At 65.5% G+C, this 18,771-nt stretch carries 19 protein-coding genes; 7 read left to right on the top strand and 12 right to left on the bottom strand.

What is annotated here, in order from left to right; all coding sequences use genetic code 11:
- Positions 1-2: 2 nt before the first annotated feature.
- Positions 3-953 (bottom strand): LLM class flavin-dependent oxidoreductase, encoded by a 951-nt coding sequence (locus RSO01_RS09240; RefSeq protein ID WP_147148434.1) that lies wholly within the window; start codon positions 951-953, stop codon positions 3-5.
- A 61-nt stretch (positions 954-1,014) separates the two neighbouring features.
- On the opposite strand from RSO01_RS09240, the gene RSO01_RS09235 reads away from it, so the two are divergent.
- Both RSO01_RS09235 and RSO01_RS09230 read left to right on the top strand, forming a co-directional pair.
- The gene (locus RSO01_RS09235) at positions 1,015-2,052 is read left to right on the top strand and encodes an LLM class F420-dependent oxidoreductase (protein ID WP_147148432.1); all 1,038 of its coding nucleotides are present in this window, start codon (positions 1,015-1,017) and stop codon (positions 2,050-2,052) included.
- Positions 2,053-2,063: 11 nt separating this feature from the next.
- Positions 2,064-2,933 carry an LLM class F420-dependent oxidoreductase gene (locus tag RSO01_RS09230; protein WP_147148430.1) on the top strand — a complete coding sequence of 290 codons (870 nt, stop codon included), beginning with the start codon at positions 2,064-2,066 and terminating at the stop codon, positions 2,931-2,933.
- A gap of 7 nt (positions 2,934-2,940) precedes the next feature.
- On the opposite strand, the gene RSO01_RS09225 is transcribed toward RSO01_RS09230, so the two are convergent.
- From RSO01_RS09225 to RSO01_RS09200, 6 genes are all read right to left on the bottom strand, one after another.
- Positions 2,941-3,897, bottom strand: coding sequence for an ABC transporter substrate-binding protein (locus tag RSO01_RS09225; protein WP_147148428.1), 957 nt, complete (start codon positions 3,895-3,897; stop codon positions 2,941-2,943).
- 89 nt (positions 3,898-3,986) lie between these two features.
- The gene (locus RSO01_RS09220) at positions 3,987-5,090 is read right to left on the bottom strand and encodes an amidohydrolase family protein (RefSeq protein WP_147148426.1); all 1,104 of its coding nucleotides are present in this window, start codon (positions 5,088-5,090) and stop codon (positions 3,987-3,989) included.
- A 5-nt stretch (positions 5,091-5,095) separates the two neighbouring features.
- Complete coding sequence (locus RSO01_RS09215; protein ID WP_147148424.1) at positions 5,096-5,785, bottom strand: alpha/beta fold hydrolase; 690 nt, start codon at positions 5,783-5,785, stop codon at positions 5,096-5,098.
- Between the two features lies 1 nt (position 5,786).
- Positions 5,787-6,680 carry an NAD(P)-dependent oxidoreductase gene (locus tag RSO01_RS09210; RefSeq protein WP_147148422.1) on the bottom strand — a complete coding sequence of 298 codons (894 nt, stop codon included), beginning with the start codon at positions 6,678-6,680 and terminating at the stop codon, positions 5,787-5,789.
- 39 nt (positions 6,681-6,719) lie between these two features.
- Entirely contained in the window at positions 6,720-7,496 is a 777-nt protein-coding gene (locus tag RSO01_RS09205) for an SDR family NAD(P)-dependent oxidoreductase (RefSeq protein ID WP_170302952.1), read from the bottom strand.
- Positions 7,496-7,846, bottom strand: a complete 351-nt coding sequence (locus RSO01_RS09200) for a DUF4286 family protein (RefSeq protein ID WP_147148419.1) — start codon at positions 7,844-7,846, stop codon at positions 7,496-7,498. Before RSO01_RS09200 ends, RSO01_RS09205 begins: the two co-directional genes overlap by 1 nt.
- Positions 7,847-7,905: 59 nt before the next feature.
- Between RSO01_RS09200 and RSO01_RS09195 the strand changes: the two genes are divergently transcribed.
- Entirely contained in the window at positions 7,906-8,760 is an 855-nt protein-coding gene (locus RSO01_RS09195; protein WP_147148417.1) for an LLM class F420-dependent oxidoreductase, read from the top strand.
- A gap of 3 nt (positions 8,761-8,763) precedes the next feature.
- Complete coding sequence (locus RSO01_RS09190; RefSeq protein WP_147148415.1) at positions 8,764-9,834, top strand: LLM class flavin-dependent oxidoreductase; 1,071 nt, start codon at positions 8,764-8,766, stop codon at positions 9,832-9,834.
- Between the two features lie 68 nt (positions 9,835-9,902).
- On the opposite strand, the gene RSO01_RS09185 is transcribed toward RSO01_RS09190, so the two are convergent.
- The 5 genes from RSO01_RS09185 to RSO01_RS09165 all read right to left on the bottom strand — a co-directional run bounded on the left by RSO01_RS09185 (position 9,903) and on the right by RSO01_RS09165 (position 14,525).
- Complete coding sequence (locus tag RSO01_RS09185) at positions 9,903-10,367, bottom strand: nitroreductase family deazaflavin-dependent oxidoreductase (RefSeq protein ID WP_147148413.1); 465 nt, start codon at positions 10,365-10,367, stop codon at positions 9,903-9,905.
- Positions 10,368-10,391: 24 nt separating this feature from the next.
- Positions 10,392-10,766 carry a nuclear transport factor 2 family protein gene (locus RSO01_RS09180; RefSeq protein ID WP_147148411.1) on the bottom strand — a complete coding sequence of 125 codons (375 nt, stop codon included), beginning with the start codon at positions 10,764-10,766 and terminating at the stop codon, positions 10,392-10,394.
- A gap of 10 nt (positions 10,767-10,776) precedes the next feature.
- The gene (locus RSO01_RS09175) at positions 10,777-11,685 is read right to left on the bottom strand and encodes an SMP-30/gluconolactonase/LRE family protein (protein ID WP_147148409.1); all 909 of its coding nucleotides are present in this window, start codon (positions 11,683-11,685) and stop codon (positions 10,777-10,779) included.
- 1 nt (position 11,686) lies between these two features.
- Positions 11,687-12,778 carry an LLM class flavin-dependent oxidoreductase gene (locus RSO01_RS09170; RefSeq protein ID WP_147148407.1) on the bottom strand — a complete coding sequence of 364 codons (1,092 nt, stop codon included), beginning with the start codon at positions 12,776-12,778 and terminating at the stop codon, positions 11,687-11,689.
- A gap of 82 nt (positions 12,779-12,860) precedes the next feature.
- On the bottom strand, positions 12,861-14,525 hold the full coding sequence (locus tag RSO01_RS09165; RefSeq protein WP_147148405.1) for a tetratricopeptide repeat protein: 1,665 nt from the start codon (positions 14,523-14,525) through the stop codon (positions 12,861-12,863).
- 147 nt (positions 14,526-14,672) lie between these two features.
- Here RSO01_RS09165 and RSO01_RS09160 point away from each other — a divergent pair, with 147 nt between their 5' ends.
- The 3 genes from RSO01_RS09160 to RSO01_RS09150 are packed head-to-tail and all read left to right on the top strand — an operon-like array spanning position 14,673 to position 18,689.
- Complete coding sequence (locus RSO01_RS09160; protein ID WP_147148404.1) at positions 14,673-14,981, top strand: hypothetical protein; 309 nt, start codon at positions 14,673-14,675, stop codon at positions 14,979-14,981.
- A 27-nt stretch (positions 14,982-15,008) separates the two neighbouring features.
- Positions 15,009-15,392 (top strand): hypothetical protein, encoded by a 384-nt coding sequence (locus tag RSO01_RS09155; RefSeq protein ID WP_147148402.1) that lies wholly within the window; start codon positions 15,009-15,011, stop codon positions 15,390-15,392.
- Positions 15,393-15,419: 27 nt separating this feature from the next.
- Positions 15,420-18,689 (top strand): adenylate/guanylate cyclase domain-containing protein, encoded by a 3,270-nt coding sequence (locus RSO01_RS09150; RefSeq protein ID WP_147148400.1) that lies wholly within the window; start codon positions 15,420-15,422, stop codon positions 18,687-18,689.
- Positions 18,690-18,771 lie beyond the last annotated feature (82 nt).

Genomic DNA, 18,771 nt, shown 5'->3' with positions numbered 1-18,771 from the left:
CGTCACCAGCCGAGATCGCGGCGGATGCGCGCCGCCGTTTCGAGATGCCGGTCGTGATCGCCAGCAAAGCGCAGCACAAGGTGTGTCGCGCCGGCGTCGGCGTAGGACTTTAGCCAAGCCGCGGCCTCGCCCGCCGGGCCGGCGAAGCTCTTCTGGCGCTTGCGCGTCTCCAGCGGATCGACGCCGTAATATTCCTTCAGGTAGACGTTGAGCTTGTCGTCGGCGCGTTGGACGTTGTCGTCGATCGACAGCGTGCAGTACATCGCCGCCGTCAGCGTCGAGGGATCGCGGCCGGCGGCCTTCGCCGCTGCGACCACCTCGGCCCATTCCGGCGCATAGTCCTTGGCGAGCGGGCTGTTGGGGAACCAGCCGTCGAAGAACTTGCCGACGCGTTCGCGCGACGCTTTGACCGCGCCCGCGACCCAGATCGGCGGTCCGCCGGGGCGATGCGGTGTCGGGCCAAGCACGCTCGCTTCGACCTTCCAGCGCCCTGGCGACCCCGGCTTCGGCCAGGTGACAGGCTTGCCGGTCCACAGCGCGCGGCAGAGCGCCATGCCCTCGACCAGGCGGCCGACACGCTTGTCAAACGGCACGCTCGCCGCCGTGAACTCGGCGCGTATGTTGGGCACGTCAGCGGCGATGCCGATGCCCAGGATCACGCGCCCCTCGGCGATGCGATCGAGCGTCGCCACCTGCTGGGCCAGCACGACGGGATTTCGCAGAGCAGGCAGCAGCACGGCGGTGCCGAGCTCGGGCTTCCGGGTGCGGGCGGCGACGGCGGCCAGCAAGGTCAGCGGATCATGCCGTGGTCGCGCCAGCAGCGAATCGCCGACCCACAGGGAATCGTAGCCCAATCCTTCGGCCTTTTCAGCCAGCGCCAGCAGCGAGCCGGTTTCGTCGCGTCCTTCCATGACCCGCTCGCGCGTTGGCAGCAGGTAACCCACTCTAGGCATCGCGTTTCCTCTGGCTGAGTTGTTGTTGGTATAGTTTGCGCGGGAAGCGGAGGAAACGGCAATGAAATTGGGCCTGTCGATCGGCTATTCGCGCGCGCATCTCGACATCCCGGTCAAGCTGATCCAGCGCGCCGAGGAGCTGGGCTACGATTCGGTGTGGACCGCCGAGGCCTACGGCTCGGATGCCGTGACGCCGCTTGCCTATCTCGCGGCGCTGACCAAGCGCATAAAGCTCGGCACGGGCATCATGCAGCTCGCCGCGCGCACGCCGGCCAATGCGGCGATGTCGGCGGCGACGGTCGATGCCATGGCGGGCGGCGGGCGCTTCATAGCCGGGCTCGGCGTGTCGGGCCCGCAGATCGTCGAAGGCTGGTACGGCGAGCCGTGGGGCAAGCCCTACTACCGGATGAAGGACTACGTGGCGATCATGCGCAAGATCTTCCGCCGCGAGGGGCCGGTGACGCATGACGGCAAGGAGTACACCCTGCCCTACAATGGACCGGGCGCGATGGGGATCGGCAAGCCGTTGAAGTCGATCCTGCACATGAACCCCGACATCCCGATCTATCTCGCCACCGGCAACGAATCGACGGTCAAGCTCACCGCCGAGATCGCCGACGGCTGGCTGCCCATGGGCTTCATGCCGGGCGCCATGGACGAGTACCGGCCGTGGCTCGAGGAAGGATTCAGGCGCGCGGGCAATGGCAAGAGCATGAAGGACTTCGCCATCACCGCTTCGGTGCATGTCGAGGTCGAGAACGACGTGAAAGCCGCGCTGGCCAAGCTGAAGCCGGAAGTGGCGCTTTATGTCGGTGGCATGGGCCACAAAGATAAGAACTTCCACAACGACATCATGGTGCGCCGCGGCTTCGGCGACGCCGCCAAGCGCATCCAGGAATTGTACCTGGCGCATCGCAAGGACGAGGCGATCGCCGCGGTGCCCGACGAATGGGTCGACATGAAATCTCTGGTCGGGCCGCCGGCGCGCATCCGCGAGCGCTATCGTGCGTGGGAGGATTGCGGTGCCGAGACCATCAGCGTCCGTTCGCGCCAGCCCGAGGCCATCGAGGTCATGGCGCAAGCTGCGCGCCTCAACTGAAGGAGTGTTTCATGAAAGTCGGAGTCTTCGCGACGTTCATGTCGCCCCAGGCGACGCCAAAGATGATCATGGACTTCGGCCGGCGCGCCGAGAATGCCGGTCTCGAGTCGATCTGGATGGGCGAGCACGTGGCACTGTTCGACAAGAACACCTACGGCTATCCCGGCTCGAAGGACGGCCGCATCCCCGTGCCCGAGGGCGGCGGCATGCTCGACGTCACGGCGACCTTCGGTTTCCTGGCTGCGGCGACGACCAAGCTTCGGCTCGGCACCGGCGTTGCCCTGGTGCCGCAGCGCAATCCCATCTACACGGCCAAGGAGATGTGCACCCTGGACTGGCTCAGCGACGGGCGCATCGACTTCGGCATCGGCGTCGGCTGGAACAAGGAAGAGGTCGAGGCCTGCGGCTATCGCTGGGAGGATCGCGGCAAGCGCTGCGATGAGTTCCTGGAAGTGATGCGGAGGCTGTGGACCGAGCCGGTCGTCGATTTCTCCGGCAAGTGGGTCAAGTTCGCGACCCTGCGGATGGACCCCAAGCCGATCCAGAAGCCGCATGTGCCGATCATCGTCGGCGGCTACGCCGACGCCGCCTTCGCCCGCGCCGTGAAGTTCGGCGCCGGCTGGTATGGCTTCAACCTCGACCCGGCACGGGCCAAGACGATGCTCGACAAGCTCGACACCGCTTTCGCCAAGGCCGGCCGCAAGCGTGATTCCGCGTACGAGATCATCATCACGCCGCCGATGAACATGGCGCCCGATCACGTGAAGCAATACGCCGATCTCGGCGTGCACCGGCTGATCCCGAACCTGGGCAGCCAGCGCCCGGACAAGATCGACCAGCGCCTGCCCGAGATCGAGAACGTGGTGAAGCTGGCTGCTTAGACGAGAATCACTCGACTACGTCGTCGGCGCGCAGCAGGACGGCGGCCGGCAGCGACAGGCCCAGCGCCTTCGCCGTGCGGGCGTTGATCACCAGCTCGAACTTGGTCGGCCGCTCGACAGGTAGATCGGCGGGCTGGGCGCCCTGCAGGATCTTACCGACCATCGTGCCGGTCTGCTGAAAGGTACCGAGCAAGTTCGGCCCATAGGACAGCAGGCCGCCAGCCCGCGCGATCTCAGAAAACAGCGTGGCGATCGGGATGCGATGGGCGAGCGCCAGCTCGGCGATCAGCTTGGGGTTGGTGCCGAAGATGGGCGAGGAAAGGATGACCACGGCCTCGGGATTAAGTTCGTCGGCCTTGCTGAAGGCGTGCTGCAGCTCGGCGATCGCCGGGACCTCGACCACGGATATCCTGACCTTCAGCAGCTCGCTGGCTGCCTTCACGGCGGCGAGCTGGGTCGGGCCGGTTGCCGGATCCCAGAACACCATCGCGTGCGACAGCGCGGGGAGAGCCTCCTTCAGCAGCTCCAGCCATTTCATGCCGAAGTCCGGAAAGTCGGAGAACACGCCGGTGATGTTGCCGCCGGGCCGGGCCAGGCTCGCCACGAAGCCGCTGCGGATCGGATCGCTCTCGAGGTCGTTCGCGACAATGGGCAGCGTTGTCGTGGCCGCCTTGGCGGCGGCGACGGCCGAGGGGCTTATGGCGAGGATGGTATCGACCTTGCTGTCGACCAGACCCGTAGCAAGCGACGGGAGCTTCGCCGGGTCGCCCTCGGAGGCCTTGACCACGACTTCGACGCGATCGGCATTGACGTAGTTCACCGCCGCCATGCCTTCGCGCAAGGCGGCGATGCGCGTCGGCGTCACGCTGACGACTCCCGGGTAGAGAAAGCCGATCCGGGCAGGCCGGCCAGCCGCCTGGCCACGCGCGACCAGCGGCCAAAGCAGCGGTGCTGCCGCGAGCATGGAAGCGACCTGACGTCTTACGATGCCTCTTGCCACACTCCGTCCCCGTCCTCCCGACCCGACGGGACGATATCACCAAGTGACGGCGGCTACTTCGACAAACCGAGGCGATAGACGCGATCCGCAGTGCCGCTGAAGATCGCCCTCTTTTCGTCGGCCGAGGCGCCGGCCGTCAGGCGCTTGAACATGTTCCACAGCGCCGGCATGCCGATGCCCATCTTCTCGACCGGGTAGTTGCTCTCGACCATGCAGCGGTCGGGACCGAACAGGTCGATGCAGGTCTTCACGTACGGCCCCCAATAGCCGGCGAGCGCTTCGGACGATGGCGGCGCGGGCAGCTTGCCATAGTCGTAGGCGGCGAGCCGCATGGTGACGCCGCCGAGCTTCACCGACACGTTGGGACACGTGGCGAGCTCGGTCATCGAGGCCTTCCAGTTGGCGAAGACCTCGTCCTTCTTGCCGGCGTAAGGGCCGTAGCCCAGCGGCCCACCCATGTGACACATCACTATGCCGGCGTTCGGAAACGCGCGCGCAAGGTCGACGACCTCGCCGAGCTGCGGATGGAACACCCAGGCATCGAGCACCAGGCCCAACCGCTCGAGCTGCTTCATGCCGGCACGGACCTCGGCCCGCATGTACTCGCCAGGACCGGACACGCCGTGGCTGTTGCCGATGATGGGATCGGCATCCCAGCCGCCGGAGTAGCGGATGCCGCGGAAGCGGCCGCCACCGGCCGCGATCTCAGCCTCCAGCACGGCGCCAACGCGATGGCCCAGCGCGAGATCGGCGTAGCCTACGATGCCGCGGCAGATGCGCGAGGGCCCGTAGCGGCCGCTGTCGCTCATGGCGGCAACGCCGGCCACGAACTCGACCTCGCCGACGGGCCTCATTTCCTCCGGCCCGCTTGAGCGGTACATCGATCGGCATTCGTCGAACACCGTGGCGACGATGTTGTGGCCGGTGTTGAGGTCGGCCAGCAGCTCGTCGAGCAGGTAGCGGAAGCCCGGGAAGTCCCACAGGTGATGATGAGTGTCGACGATCGCCAGATCGGGCTCGAGGATGGGCTCGATCGCCGCCTTGGCGTGCCAGGCCTCGTCGGGCTTGTAGATGCGGCCGAAGCGCGTCGGCTCGCTGCGATCGCGCGCGCCGCTCTGGAACATCGAGCCCAAGCCGGACGTCGTTTCCTTCGCCATGGCTGTCAGCCCTCCGCGATCAGCCGCGCGAGGGCAACAGGTTCGCTCAGCATCGGATAATGGCCGGTATCGAGCTCGTGCCAGCGGCCTTTCAGCGTCTCGCAGCAGCGACGCTGATGGGCGACCGGTGGGTTGGTGCTCTGCTTGCACCAGATCACCGAGGCATTCCACGTCTGGCCCCAGAAGCGTTCCAGCTTCACCGGCTGGGTCATGGCGGCGATGGGATGCATGGTGCAGCGCTCGATGGCCCAGGCGCGCAAAGCCGGGTCGAGATCCTTGAACAGGCGGTTCTCGAAATCCTGCCGAGAAGGACCGCTGGTCAGCTCGGTATTGACCGCGGTCGGACGCTTGACGATGTCGGGCAGTGCCTCGCCGTTCATCAGCGCCAACGCGTCGGCGAACACCACACGGGCGACGCGCTCGCGCGCCAGCTCGGCCGCGCGCGCCATCACCATGCCGCCGGTGCTGGTGCCGGCCAGCACGACATCCTTCAGGTCTTCGTAGAACAGGAAGTTGGCGACCTCTTCGGCGTGACTCTCGGTGGTGATGCCGGCGCGCACCTGGCCCTTGCGCTCGGCGCAGCCATCGAGCGTCGGCGCGAACACCCGATGGCCCTTGGCCAGAAGCTGCTCCACGGTGGGTTTCCAGATCCAGCCGCCTTGATAGGCGCCATGGATCAACACGAACGTGGTCATGTCACTCCCCCTTCACTTTCACGCCGGCCATCTGCTCGAAGATCTTTACGACCGCCGAGCCATCCTGCTTGTTGAGCCCTTGCGCGCGGGCCATCTGGTAGACCTGCTGCGTGACGTTCGCGAGCAGAACGGGCACGCCCAGCCGCTTGGCAAAGGCGGTCTCGAGCTCCTGGTCCTTGTAGGAGATGTCGATCGTGCCGCCGGGCTCGTAGTCGCCCTTGAGGATGCGCGGCACACGCAGCTCCCAGGCCGCGCTGGCGCCGGTCGAGACCTTCACCACCTCGTAGATCGTCTCGGGATCGAGGCCGGCCTTGACGCCCAGCACCAGCGCCTCGGCCACCGCCACGGTGTTGACCTGGACCAGCATGTTGTTGACCAGCTTCATGGCGAGCCCGCTGCCTAGCGGCCCGACATGGAAGGTGCGGTTGCCCATCGCCTTGAACAGGTCCTCGCACTTGGCGACGGTCTCCTTATCGCCGCCCACGATCACCGACAGCTCTCCCGACTGGGCGCGGCCCGTGCCGCCGCTCACCGGCGCGTCGACCATGGCGATGCCCTTGGCTAAAAGTTGCTCGGCGATCTCGCGCGCGGCGAAGGGATCGATGGTCGACATGCAGACCACGACATGGCCAGGCTTGGCGCCACGGATGATGCCGCGTTCGCCCGTGATCACTTCTTTCGCCTGATCCGTGGTCTCGACGATCAGGATGGTGCGGTCGACCGCCGCCGCCACCGCCTCGGCGTTGCCCGCGAGCTCGGCGCCCTTGGCGCGCACCGCGGCGGTTTTGCTCTGGTCGATGTCGTGCACCACCAGCTTGTGGCCGGCTTTCGCGAGATTGAGGGCCATCGGCCCGCCCATGGCGCCGAGCCCGATGAATCCGACCTTGCCGGCCATTGTTTCCTCCTCAGATGACGTCGGATGACAGATATGGCGTCACACACCGCCCGTAACATCGATCGTCAGCCCCGTGACGAAATCGGCGTCGGACGAGGCGAGAAAGCAGATCACGTTGGCCTGGTCGGCCGCCTCGGCGACGCGACGCAAGGGCGTGCGCTCGATCTCCTCGGCCTGTGACGACTGCGAGCGCTTGTCCCAATGAGGCCGGATGCGCTCGGTCAGCGTGATCGAAGGGGCGATGGCGTTGACGTTGATACCGTCGGGCCCGAGCTCGAAGGCGAGCTTGCGGGTGAAGGCGATGATGCCGCCCTTGGCCGCGGCATAGGCGCTGGAGCTGTTGAAGGAGAGGCCGCGGCCGGCAATCGAGGCCAGGTTCACGATCTTGCCGCTGCGCTTCTTCTTCATCACCGGGATCACGGTGTGGGTGCAGAGGAAGGTGGCGTCGAGGTTGAAGGCGATGAGCTTCTGCCAGTCGGCGAAGCTCAGCTGCTCGGTCGTGGCCTGCGGGTTGGCGATCACCGTGCTGCCGCCCACCGCGTTGACCAGGATGTCGATGCCGCCGTGGTCGTGCGCCGCCTTGGCGATCAGCTTCTCGACCTGTTGCGGGTCCAGCGCGTCAACAAGCTCGCCCTGCACCTTGCCGCCCGATTTGCCGGCGGCTTCCTTGAGCGACGGCACGGCCTCGTCGAGATGGCCCTGGTTGTTGTCGGCCACGATCACGGCGGCGCCTTCGCCTACCATGATCTTGGCCGTGGCGCGGCCGATGCCGTTGGCGCCCGCGGTGATCAGCGCGACCTTGTTCTTGAAGCGCATCAGATCACCTTGCGCACGATGTGATGGCGGTTGGTGGTGAACGGCCGCACCTCGGACGGCCAGCGTCCCTTCTCGCCCGCCTCCGCCCATTCCTTGCTCAACAGCACGTCGGGGCTGTCGAGCTCGTAGATCGCCATGTAGGTCGGCGCGCCCGCGCCATCGAGCACCTTGCGCTGGCCCGCGATGTTGAAGGCGGCCGGCTCGGTCTTCATGCGCGTAACGCCGCGCACGCCCGGCACCTTGGAGAGCAGGGGCACGTGCTCGGTGTCGTAGACCTCGTTGAACAGCGCCTCTTTCTCCTTCGCCACATCCATGCTGACGATGAAGAGATACTTCCCGGCGATTGGCATGTTTTCCTCCCGAGTGCGCGGCTAGGATAGCCTTCAAACGCCAGCCAGGGGAAACGACCATGAAGATCGGTGCCGTGATGTTCTTCACTGCGGATTCCATGCAGCCGGCGCCACTGGCGCGGGTGCTGGAAGAGCGCGGCTTCGAATCGCTCTGGGTGCCCGAGCACACGCATATCCCCTCGTCCCGCAAAACGCCCTATCCGGCAGGCGGTCCGTTGATTCGGCCCTACTACGACATCATGGATCCCTTTTTGGTGCTGAACACGGCCGCGACGGTGACCACCAAGCTCAAGGTCGGCACCGGCATTGCACTCCTGACGCAGCGCGATCCCATCGTCACCGCCAAGGTCGTGTCGACCATCGACCAGCTCAGCCAAGGCCGCTTCCTGTTCGGTGTGGGCAACGGCTGGAACCAGGACGAGATCGAGAACCACGGCACCGTCTTCGAGAGCCGCCACAAGCTCGCGCGCGAGCGCATGGAGGCGATGCAGGCGATCTGGACGCAGGAAGAGCCCGAGTATCACGGCGAGTTCGTGAACTTCGACAAGATGAAGCAGTGGCCAAAGCCCTTCCACAAGCCCTATCCGCCGATCATCGTCGGCGGCGCCTTCCCCTATGCGGCGCGGCGCGCCATCCGCTACGGCAACGGCTGGATCCCGCGCGCCGACCGGCTGGAGAAGGACGGTGTGGGCGTGATCATCGACAAGTTCCGTGTCATGGCCAAGGAGGCTGGGCGCGATCCGGCGAGCCTGCCCATCACCATCTTCCGCGTGCCCGAGGTGCTCGACCAGCTGAAGTTCTGCCAGGAGATCGGGGTCGATCGCGTCACCTTCACCCTGCCGGCGGAGAAAGAGGACAAGCTGATGCCGATCATCGACCGCTGGACCGAGCTCAAGCGCCAGCTCGGCGGCTGACCCGTGAGCGTCAAGTTCGGGCTGTCGCTCAGTTTCCAGACCAACCCCGGCCTCAACGAGGCCTGGGACACCTCTTATCGCGAGAGCCTGGAACTCGCGAGCGAAGCCGATCGGCTCGGCTTCGATTCGATCTGGGCCAGTGAGCATCACGGCGAGGCCGACGGCTACTGCCCCTCGCCCGTCGTCGCCTGCGCCGCCCTCGCCGTCGCCGCTCCCCACTGCCGCATCGGCCAGGGCGTGGCGTTGGCGCCGTTGTACGGCCATCCATTGCGGCTGGCCGAGGACCTGTCGGTGGTCGACAACATTTCCGGCGGCCGCATCGAAATCGGACTGGGGCAAGGCTATCGTCCGGCCGAGTTCGAAAGCTTCGGCTGGAATTTCAAGACACGCACCAGAGCCTTCGAAGAGTCGCTCGATATCCTGGGACTCGCCTGGCGCGGCGAGCGCTTCGACTACGAGGGGCGCATCTACAACGTGAAAGGCGGCCTGCTGCGGCCACCGCCGATCAAGCCCGGTCCGCTGCCGCTCTGGGTCGGCGCCGCCGCGCCGGCGGCGCGCGCGCGTGCGGTGCGCTACCGCGCCGGTCTCATCGTCGCGCCGTTGATCGAGCTGCAGCACCTCACACGGCAGATCAAGTCATACGATGACGAGGCCGAGCGGCAGGGCGCCGGGTCGCTGCCGCATTCGTTGATGCGCGAGGTTTTGGTCGGCGACTCCGCGGCCGATGCGATCAAGCGGCACAAGCCCTACATCGATCACGTCTATCGCGTGCAGTACGCGCCCGAGCGCACAGGCCAGACCTACATCGATCCGGCGACCGGCGAGCGCAAGCCGCTGACCGGCGACAATCCGATGTATCTCTCGGAAGCCTTCATGCAGGATCGCTGGTTCCTCGGCACGCCGGCCGAGATCGCGGCCAAGATGATCGAATGGCTGCCGCGCTTCTCACTGACCCACTTCATCTTCCAGGGCCGCCAGCCCGGCATGACCTTGCGTCATGCCGTCGACAGCCTGGAGGCCCTGGCGAAGGGCGTTCTGCCCGTCGTTCGAGCTAAACTGTCATCCCGAGCGTAGCGAGGGATCTTTACTCGTTGCCTTAAAGATCCCTCGCTTCGCTCGGGATGACACCGTTGTCGTAGCTGCTAGCTGATCGGATCGAGCACGACGACCGGGATCTCCCGGTTGGGAACCTTCTTCTGGTAGTCCTCGTAGGGCGGCCAGAACTCGTTGGCGAGCTTCCACAGCTTCGCCCGCTCCTCGCCGCTGGCCGTGCGCGCCCGCACCTTGATCTTGTCGGTGGCGACCTGGATCTCGACCTCGGGGTTGGCCAGGATGTTCTTGTACCAGCCGGGATGATCGGGCGCGCCGCCCTTGGATGCGACGATGATATAGCTGTTGCCCGATTTGCCGTAGAACAGAGGGAAGATGAACTTCTCGCCCGACTTGCGGCCGGTGGTCGTGAGCAGCAGCGACGGCACGCTGAGCTCCGGCCGGTCGGGCTGCTTGATGGTGTATATGTGCCCCTGCTTGCCGCCGCTCGACAGGTAGAGGTTGGTGTGGTCGACCATCCACTTCGGCAGGTTGGGGGCGAGTTTGGCTTCGGTCATGACTGATCTCCTTACGCGGGCAGTTTACGCGGGAAGGCGCGTCGACTGCCAGGTTACCATCTGCCAGCGCCCGTCGCGCCTGGCATAGACGTCGGTGAAGCGCACGCCGAAGGCATTGGGCGTCCCGTTCGACGTCACCTTGATCTGGCAGGTTCCCGTCAGCACCACCGTGTCGCCGAGGTCCTGCGCCTTGACGTCGGACGGCTCGACGCTGGTGTAGACCGTGGAGCCCGAGACCATGTTGTCCAAAAGGCTTTTCTTGGTGTCGAGCCGGGCCGACGAGTGGGTATAGATGAGGTCGTCGGCCAGCACCGACTGCAACGTGGCGACGTCCTTCTTGGCCATCGCCTGCATGCGCTTCTTGTCGAGATCGATGACGGTCTCAGCATTACCGGCCATGCAGGCCTCCTCAGTAGTTCAGCTTCAGGCCGGGCGTGGGCCACTGCATGACCCCGAGCTGGCCCTTGTCCGACAACGTGATATAGGCAGTCCGGCGATCATTTCCACCGAAGCAGATGTTGGTCGGATAGACATCCGGCATCTTGACCTCGCGCACCACCGCGCCGGCCGGCGAGAACTCGGTGATCTTGCCGGTGGTCAGCGTCGCCACGCAGATATTGCCGTTCTCCAGCACCGCCATGCTGTCGAAGCGCGCCGGGCCGGTGACGCCGCCGATGACACGGCCACTGTGATGGGCGAACGGTGCCGGCTTTTTGAGCACGCCCGGCCCCTCGATATCGAACGCCCACAGCCAGGCGCCCTCGGTGTCGGCGACGTAGAGCGTCTTGCCGTCGGGCGACAGGGCGCAGCCGTTGGGGCTGAGGATCGGATAGGCGATGCAGGTGATCTTCGAGCCGTCGGGCAGGGCATAGTAGAGCCCGCCATGGTCGCGATGACGGGCGTGGCGCTTGCCGAGATCGGTGAAATAGAACCCGCCCTGCTTGTCGAACACCAGGTCGTTGGGCGCGGAGAGCTTGTGGCCGTCGCACTCGGCGTAGAGTGTCTTCGCCTCGCCCGTCTTCGCATCGAGCCGCTGGATCGAGCCGCCCTCATAGCCGGCATGCGCCCCTTGGCTCATCGACGTGCCTTCGACATAGCGCGCGCCGCCGTTGTTGCAGAGATAGAGCGCGCCGTCCGGCCCGATCGCGAGCCCATTGGGCCCGCCACCGCACTCCGAGAACACAGAGGATTTGCCGTCGGCCGCGACGCGCGAGCAGCGGCCGTTGCGGATCTCCGTCAGGATCACCGCCCCGTCGGGCATGACGACAGGGCCTTCGGGAAAGCCGAAACCGCTCGCCAGGATCTTCACATCGCTCATGTCAGGCCGCCGCTTTCTCGGCCTTCGCCGGCTTCCAGGATTTCACCACCGGCAGCACTTCCTTGGCAAAAAGCCTGAGGCCGCGCTCCGACACTTCCAGGGGCGTGCCGCCGAAGCGGAACGCGACATTCATTTCGAAGTCGCCGACGACCTTCCGCCGCGCCTCGAGGCCGCGCAGGATCTTGTCGGGTGGCCCCCAGGACGCGGCCTGCATGAAGCCGTTGACCGCGCCTTCCAGACCGCCCTTGCGGGCGATCTCGGCCTTCTGCTGGTAGGCGTCGTAGCCCTTCACCGTCTTGAAGTGCTCGCCGAGGAACTCGTAGTGATAGAAGTTGCTCTCGACGAACTTGCCCTGGTACTTGCGCGCCTCGTCCTCGATGTCGGCATTGGTGCCGCAGACGCAGAACTCGGTGAGCATGAGCGTCGGTGGTGGCGTGCCGTGATACTTGCGATGCAGGGTGCGGCCGTGCTCGATCTGCGGCACGCGCATCTCCCATGGCCGGTCGGTGAACATCACGATGTGCGCGCCGAGCTTGGCGGCTGAATCGACCGAATCTTCGCTCGAGGCCACGGCATAGATGCGATTGTCGAACGAGTGCTGCGGCCTGGGCCTGATCTCTATGCGCGGCTGCTTATAATACTTGCCGTCGCCTTCCATGAAGCCGGTCTTGAGCGCGTTGATGATCATCGGCGCCGCCTCATCGAAGCGGCCGCGCGATTCGTCCATGCTCAAGCGGAAGGCCGCGAACTCGCGCCGCGCCAAGCCACGCCCCAGCCCGAGCCGCAATCGGCCCTTGCTCAGCATGTCGAGCACGGCGGCGTTCTCGGCGACGCGCAGCGGATCGTGCCAGGGCAGGATCACCGCCGCCGTGCCGACATCGATGTTGGGGCAGAGCGCGGTGAGATGCGTCATCAGCGCGAGGTTGTCGGGCACGAACGAGTAGTCGTTGAAGTGATGCTCGGCCGACCACAGGCAATCGAAGCCGAGGTCGGCGGCGAGCCGCGCCAGCCTGATCTCCTCGTTCCATACGCGATCGTCGGAGCAGTTGTCCCAGCCGTAGCTGGCGAACACCATCATCATGCCGACGTCCATGAGGCGTCCTCCGTTCGCTGTTGTTTCGCGAATGAGACGGCTTTCAGCCGGCGGCCGCAAGCGCCACCGGCCGGCCGGTTCGTCAGGCGGCTTGCCGCCGGCAGAGGCAGGAGGCGCGGATCGGCACCTCGGTGCGGGCCTGGGCGAGGTCGAGCCTGGCCTTGATCAGCGGCGCCTCGACGTTGTCGCCGCGCCGCGTCAGGCATTCGTGCAGCCCGTGCAGGCTCCACACGTTCTCGGGATGCTGGTAGGCGCGGGCGAGCTTGCCGTCGTAGCCCAGATCCGAGCGATAGACCGCCTCGGCCTCCTCGAGATGGCCCTGCTCCAGCAGCAGCGCGCCGAGCGCATGGCGCGGCGGCTGCATCCAGCCCCAGGGTTCGTCGTAGGGCAGCGCATCGGAAAGCTCGACGGCGCGCCGCAGATGAGCGAACGCGATGTCGAACTTGCCGCGGCGGTACTCCAGTTCCCCGCTCAGCATTTCCGCGGCGATGTCCAGAAGGTCCTCGACGGTGTTGTTGTGCACCAGGCGCGTGTCGGGCACGCGGGCCTTTGCGGCGCGGAAGGCCTCGCGCGCCTTCTCGGCCTCGGCGATCTCGCCCAGCACCGAATGGGCGACGCCCTTGGCGTAGAGCATCATGGCCGTGGTCGAGCAGTAGAGGTCGCGGTCCTCGGGCAGCTCCTGGGCGATGATCTCGCGCCACTTGCCGAAGCGGATCAGCACATGCTGCTTCATCGAGATGAACGGCTCGAGGAAGTCGGCCATCGGCGGCGACGGGATCCGGAGCAACGCCTCGGGCGTGGTGTCTATCAGCTCCTGCGCCGCTTCCATGGCCGGCGTGTACTGGCCGAGGAACATCGCGCCGTAGATCACGAAGTGATGGTTGTGAATGCGGTAGAGCGAATAGAAGTTCATCACCCCGTTGCGCTCGACGAACTTGCGGTCGGCGACCACGGCCTTCTGGTTCCAGTACACGACATCGCGGTAGTTGCCGCACTGCACGTCGATGTGGGTCGGCATGTGCACCAGGTGGCCCGAATCGGGCACCAGCTCGCGCAGCCGGTCGCCGGCGCGCAGCGCCTTCTGCGGGAACGGCGACATCTCGATGAGATGCACATAGAGATGCAGCAGGCCGGGATGATCCCACGACGCTGCGTCGGTCTCGAAAGCCTCGTCGAGCACGGCCATCGCCTCCAGGGTCGCGGCGCCTTCGGTCGGCTGGCCGGTCTCGAGGTTCCACATCTGCCACGGCGTCTCGTTCATGATCGCATCGACGAACAGGCAGCGGACGTCGAGATCGCCCTTGTGGCTCGCGAAGATGTCTCGCATGGCGCGGGTGTAGGCCTTGTCCCACGCCGCCATGCCCGGGCTCTCGTCCTTCGGGAGCGGATCGCGCTGCGGGAAGCGCACCGGCAGCGCGCCGATCAGCGCCCGCTCGACGGCCGTCGCCCTGGCTGCGCAGGCGACCGCTCTCTTGGTGGCGTCGAAGGCCGCCGCCAGTGCCTTCGCCTTGCCGTTCGGGTCCATCAGCTCCCAGGGCACGTTGTAGTTGGGGCCGGCGGCGTAGGCCACGCCCCAGTGCGCCATGGCGCAGTCGGGATCGTGCTCCAGCGCCTTCTGGAAGCACTGGATGGCCTCCTCGTGGTTGAAGGCATAGACCCAGGTCAGGCCGCGGTCGAACCAGGTCTGGGCCTCGGGAGAGCTGGTCGTGATTGTCCGGCCAAAGGGACCAAGATCGTAGTAGCTCATCGCAAACCCCGTTCACTGAGACCGACGGACGATATCACAGGGCAGAGCGGCGCGAGTTAGTACGGCTGAGTCCATTTCCAATTGACAAGCCTCCGACGGAATTCGACAACTTTCCATGACGAGCAAAACTTACAACGGGGGCACGCGATGGGAGCCAGAGCCGCACTGACCGGTGGTCACCTCTGCATAGACCTGACCAACATCGAAATGACGGGCGCACAACAGCAGGAGCTTCTTCAGGCTGTTCAGGCCACTGTCGTGAAGCATCTGGCCCGTCAGTTCGCGTCGGCCAAAGTGATCACCATCAGCATGGCGCCCAATAACGGCTTCAGGCCCCAGGACGAACCCGATCAACGCCCCGATCCCAATCGGCCAACGGAACCTGAGCGGCCCAGGCCGGATCCCGAGCCCAAGCCGGACCCGGCGCCCAAGCCGCAATCGCGTCGCCGAGCCTGAAGCAGGCGGTGCGGCGGGCAGTTCCTAATGAGCAACCAGAAGACCTGCCCAAGCACGACCGGCGATACGGCGACCGCCGAAATCATCGGCGTCATCGGAACGGACGGTTTGGTTAGAAACATCCCAACCCCGATCCCGCTGACTGACGAGATGCGGGAATCGGTGGGGCCTCGACCAGAACGCATCTTCCGCCTCGCCGGGCCATGCATGGAGGGCCGGTGTGCCAACTGGCAGAACAAGGCCTGCGCCTTGATCGACCGTATGCGTGAGCAGGCCGAGCGACTTCAGCTCGCGACCGATGCGGCGGACAAGCTGCCACGCTGCGCCATTCGCCCGACCTGCGTATGGTGGCGACAGCGCGGGCCGGAGGCCTGCCAGATTTGTCCGCAGGTCGCCTACAATCCATCATGACCCTGCGGATTTGTCTCGGGGAAAGGGATGTCGATCGCCTGCCCACATTGCGGAGAGACCGATCAGTCCGGGCAGTTCTGCGATAGCTGCGGCAAGAAACTGGAGAAGACCTGCCGGGCCTGTTCAGCTTCGAATCGACCGAACGCGCGTTTTTGCGCAAACTGCGGCACCCCCTTCGAGACCACCGACAAGACGCCTGCCAAGCCAGACGGCGACGGCGCCCAGCAGAAACAGGTCACGATCCTTTTCGCCGACATCTGCGGGTCCACCGAGCTGGTCTCGCGGATGGACGCCGAGGATGCCAATCACGCGCTCGGCTCCGTAGTCGGCGTCATCGTCGAGGCCCTAGTGCGCTTTGGCGGGGTGGTCAACCGACAGATGGGCGACGGCGTCATGGCCTTGTTCGGCGCTCCCGTCGCCATCGAGGACCACGCGGCACGCGCCTGCTTCGCTGCATTGGCCGCACTCGAGGCGGTTGGCCAAATGGGCGATCGTACCTTGCCCATACGCATCGGCATAAGCAGCGGCCCGGTCATCCTGCGCAGGACGGGGCGTGACGAGGAAGATTACGACGTCGCCGGCATCACGGCGCACATAGCGGCGCGACTGGAACAACAGGCCGAGCCACTGACAGTTCTCCTTTCGCCGGAGACCGCGAATCTGGTGACGGGTATCGCCGAAGTCGAATCAGTGGGCAGGATTGCCTTGAAGGGCATCGCCGAGCCGTTGCCCGTTTTCCGCCTGCTCAGCGCCACCGATCGACCCTCATGGATGGTTCGTTCCGGCGCAAGGGTGCTCTCGACCTTTGTCGGTCGCGACGAAGAGCTGGCGCAGCTCGCAGCCGCCTTGGAACGAGCGTCGACGGGCCATGCCCAGGCGGTCGCGTTGGTAGCAGACGCCGGCATGGGAAAATCGCGGCTGCTGCACGAATTCCTCGACGGTCTTCCGCAGGGCGCATGGCATGCCATACGAGTGGAAACCACGGCGCAATCCACTGCCATTCCCTATTTCCTGATCACCGCATTGCTGCGGGAGTTCGTCGGCTGCTCGCAGGACGACTCGACTGCCGAGGTCGCGGCCCGCCTGCCCACGGTCCTGGCCTCTCTCGGCCTCGACGCCGCCTTCGATACGACGCCCCTGCTCGCCCACCTGGACAGGGAAGTCGACGACGTCGCCTTCGGCACGATCGATCATGCACAGCGCAATCTTCGGCTCGTGCGCTCGCTGCGTCCGATCCTGCAACGCTATGCCGACCTGCATCCTCTCATTCTGGTCGTGGAAGACTATCACTGGCTCGATGCCTCCAGTATCGAGGTCCTGACTGAACTCTTTACGGGCCTGGATGGAGCCCGGATCGCCCTGCTGATAACGACGCGCCCGGAACGCCGCCCAGGCTGGCCATTACATGGCCAGCAGACCGGCAACGCGGGTATCACTGGCATGCTCGAGATCGATCTCAAGCACCTCGCGGCCGACCATGCCGATCGCATCTTGAAGGGCCTCATCGGCGATTCTGATGAATTGGCGCCATTGCGCGCGCACATCATCTCGCGGGCCGATGGAACCCCGCTGTTCCTGGAGGAGTTCGGCCGGTCGCTGCATGAATCCGGAGCGTTGGCCAATGGCCCACCCCCATTGGAAAGCATCGTCATTCCGGCGTCGGTGCAGTCCATTTTGGCGGCCCGCATCGACCGGCTGTCATCGCACCACAGACGCATCCTGCAGATCGCCGCTGTCATCGGCCGGGACGTACAGCTTCCTCTGCTCGCCGCAGTTACCGACATGCGCGAGCTCAACCTCGCACAGGAGATAGGAGTCTTGCGTGCGGCTGGCTTCCTGGTCGAGATCAATCAGCGCAATGGCCTCGTGCACAGCTTCTCGCATGCACTTACTCAATCCGTTGCATATGACACCCTGCTTCGCAGTGTACGACGCGGACTGCACGGACGTGTGTTGCGGGCCCTTGAAGCGCTCAATCCCGATTCCCGGGACAGCATCCTCGACCGGCTGGCGCATCATGCCATCCAGGCCGAGGCATGGCCGGAGGTCGCTCGATATGCGTTGGCCGCGGGCGAACGGGCGAGCCGCCGCTCGGCGTTGACCGAAGCGCGCGCCTATCTGGAATCTGCCATCGCTGCCTTGGATCGGCTGCCTCCCGGCAGCGCGACCATAACGCAGGGAATCGATGCACGACTCAGTCTTCGGGGTGTCCTCATCCTGATGAACGACACGGCGGCACTTCAAGAACATCTCAAGGAGGCCGACAAGCTTGCCGATCGAGCGGGCGACCGCCTGAATCTTGCCCGGATCTACATCAGCCGAGGGGCCATTCTGTCCCACTCCGGCGACCTGCCTGGCGCCACCGAACTCAGCCGGACGGCGCTGGACATCATGACCGCCGGCAACGACAGCCTGGGAATCGTCAGTGCGACTTTCGCCCTCGCCCAGGCGCTTTGGTATTCGGGCGACTTCCGGGAGGCCCGCGAAGTACTGATGGCCAACGTCGGCCATGCGCGAGGCGACGCCGGCCAGCAACGCAGCACGGCGACGTTCGTCCTTCCATCAGTCGTGTTCTTTTGTTTCGTCGCGCGCGTCTTGAGTGACCTGGGCGACAACGCCGCCGCTTTCGCCGCCATCAAGGAAGCCGGCGCCATCGCCGACAAGCAAGGCCATACTTTCGATCAACTGCTGGTGAACACCTATGAGGGCTCCTTGCTGCTCAGCAGCGGACAGCGCGAAAGATCGGTGGCTGTATTGGAACAAGTGCTTGGCGCCGCGCAGACCAACAAGGTCGAGTGGCATTTTCCGATGATCGCCGCCCTGCTCGGCAGTGCCTATGTAGATGACGGACGCCATGCCGATGCACGAGCGCTGTTGGAGCGAGGTGCGGCCTTTGCCGATCGCAGTCGGCACATCGGCAAGCGTCTGCTTTGCTGCCCCCCGCTGGTGCGTGCCCTTGCCGAGGGTCCCGAGGGCGATCCCAAAGCCGCAAAGAGCTTTGCCAGCCTGACGCTGCGCGAGGCGACCACGCGCGGTTTCCGACCGGTTGTCGTCCGCACTCAATTGGCGCTGGCGCATGTCCATGCTTTGGAGGGCGAGCCGGAGCGGGCACAGGAGGCGCTGCGAGACGCCGCCACACTGGCCGAGAAACTAGGCCTGCTGCGCGAGGAGCTGGAGGCGCGCGAGCGGCTTTCCTCGCTATTGCGCCAGCATGGGCAGACGAAGCCCGCTTTCAGCGAGATGCAAGCCGCATCCGGGTTGCGGATGCGGCTTGCCGCCTTGTCAGGCGAACGCTGACGCGGCGGGCGCTGCTCGCCGGCGATTTCTGGGACGGATAAACGATGCATAGAGCGGCAGTACCGCTCGACCGTAGCACGAA

Source organism: Reyranella soli (assembly GCF_007992495.1).
Lineage (GTDB): Bacteria > Pseudomonadota > Alphaproteobacteria > Reyranellales > Reyranellaceae > Reyranella > Reyranella soli.
The sequence above is the reverse complement of the archived record's forward strand: the minus strand, read 5'-3'. Positions and strand labels throughout refer to the sequence as shown.

Excerpts from the sequence above, each read along its gene's own strand:
- RSO01_RS09240 (WP_147148434.1), bottom strand. The coding sequence starts at position 953 with ATGCCTAGAGTGGGTTACCTGCTGCCAACGCGCGAGCGGGTCATGGAA.
- RSO01_RS09175 (WP_147148409.1), bottom strand. The coding sequence starts at position 11,685 with ATGAGCGATGTGAAGATCCTGGCGAGCGGTTTCGGCTTTCCCGAAGGC.
- RSO01_RS09155 (WP_147148402.1), top strand. The coding sequence starts at position 15,009 with ATGAGCAACCAGAAGACCTGCCCAAGCACGACCGGCGATACGGCGACC.
- RSO01_RS09170 (WP_147148407.1), bottom strand. The coding sequence starts at position 12,778 with ATGGACGTCGGCATGATGATGGTGTTCGCCAGCTACGGCTGGGACAAC.
- RSO01_RS09185 (WP_147148413.1), bottom strand. The coding sequence starts at position 10,367 with ATGACCGAAGCCAAACTCGCCCCCAACCTGCCGAAGTGGATGGTCGAC.
- RSO01_RS09205 (WP_170302952.1), bottom strand. The coding sequence starts at position 7,496 with ATGCGCTTCAAGAACAAGGTCGCGCTGATCACCGCGGGCGCCAACGGC.
- RSO01_RS09180 (WP_147148411.1), bottom strand. The coding sequence starts at position 10,766 with ATGGCCGGTAATGCTGAGACCGTCATCGATCTCGACAAGAAGCGCATG.
- RSO01_RS09235 (WP_147148432.1), top strand. The coding sequence starts at position 1,015 with ATGAAATTGGGCCTGTCGATCGGCTATTCGCGCGCGCATCTCGACATC.
- RSO01_RS09210 (WP_147148422.1), bottom strand. The coding sequence starts at position 6,680 with ATGGCCGGCAAGGTCGGATTCATCGGGCTCGGCGCCATGGGCGGGCCG.
- RSO01_RS09150 (WP_147148400.1), top strand. The coding sequence starts at position 15,420 with ATGTCGATCGCCTGCCCACATTGCGGAGAGACCGATCAGTCCGGGCAG.
- RSO01_RS09195 (WP_147148417.1), top strand. The coding sequence starts at position 7,906 with ATGAAGATCGGTGCCGTGATGTTCTTCACTGCGGATTCCATGCAGCCG.
- RSO01_RS09165 (WP_147148405.1), bottom strand. The coding sequence starts at position 14,525 with ATGAGCTACTACGATCTTGGTCCCTTTGGCCGGACAATCACGACCAGC.
- RSO01_RS09215 (WP_147148424.1), bottom strand. The coding sequence starts at position 5,785 with ATGACCACGTTCGTGTTGATCCATGGCGCCTATCAAGGCGGCTGGATC.
- RSO01_RS09225 (WP_147148428.1), bottom strand. The coding sequence starts at position 3,897 with ATGCTCGCGGCAGCACCGCTGCTTTGGCCGCTGGTCGCGCGTGGCCAG.
- RSO01_RS09220 (WP_147148426.1), bottom strand. The coding sequence starts at position 5,090 with ATGGCGAAGGAAACGACGTCCGGCTTGGGCTCGATGTTCCAGAGCGGC.
- RSO01_RS09200 (WP_147148419.1), bottom strand. The coding sequence starts at position 7,846 with ATGCCAATCGCCGGGAAGTATCTCTTCATCGTCAGCATGGATGTGGCG.
- RSO01_RS09160 (WP_147148404.1), top strand. The coding sequence starts at position 14,673 with ATGGGAGCCAGAGCCGCACTGACCGGTGGTCACCTCTGCATAGACCTG.
- RSO01_RS09230 (WP_147148430.1), top strand. The coding sequence starts at position 2,064 with ATGAAAGTCGGAGTCTTCGCGACGTTCATGTCGCCCCAGGCGACGCCA.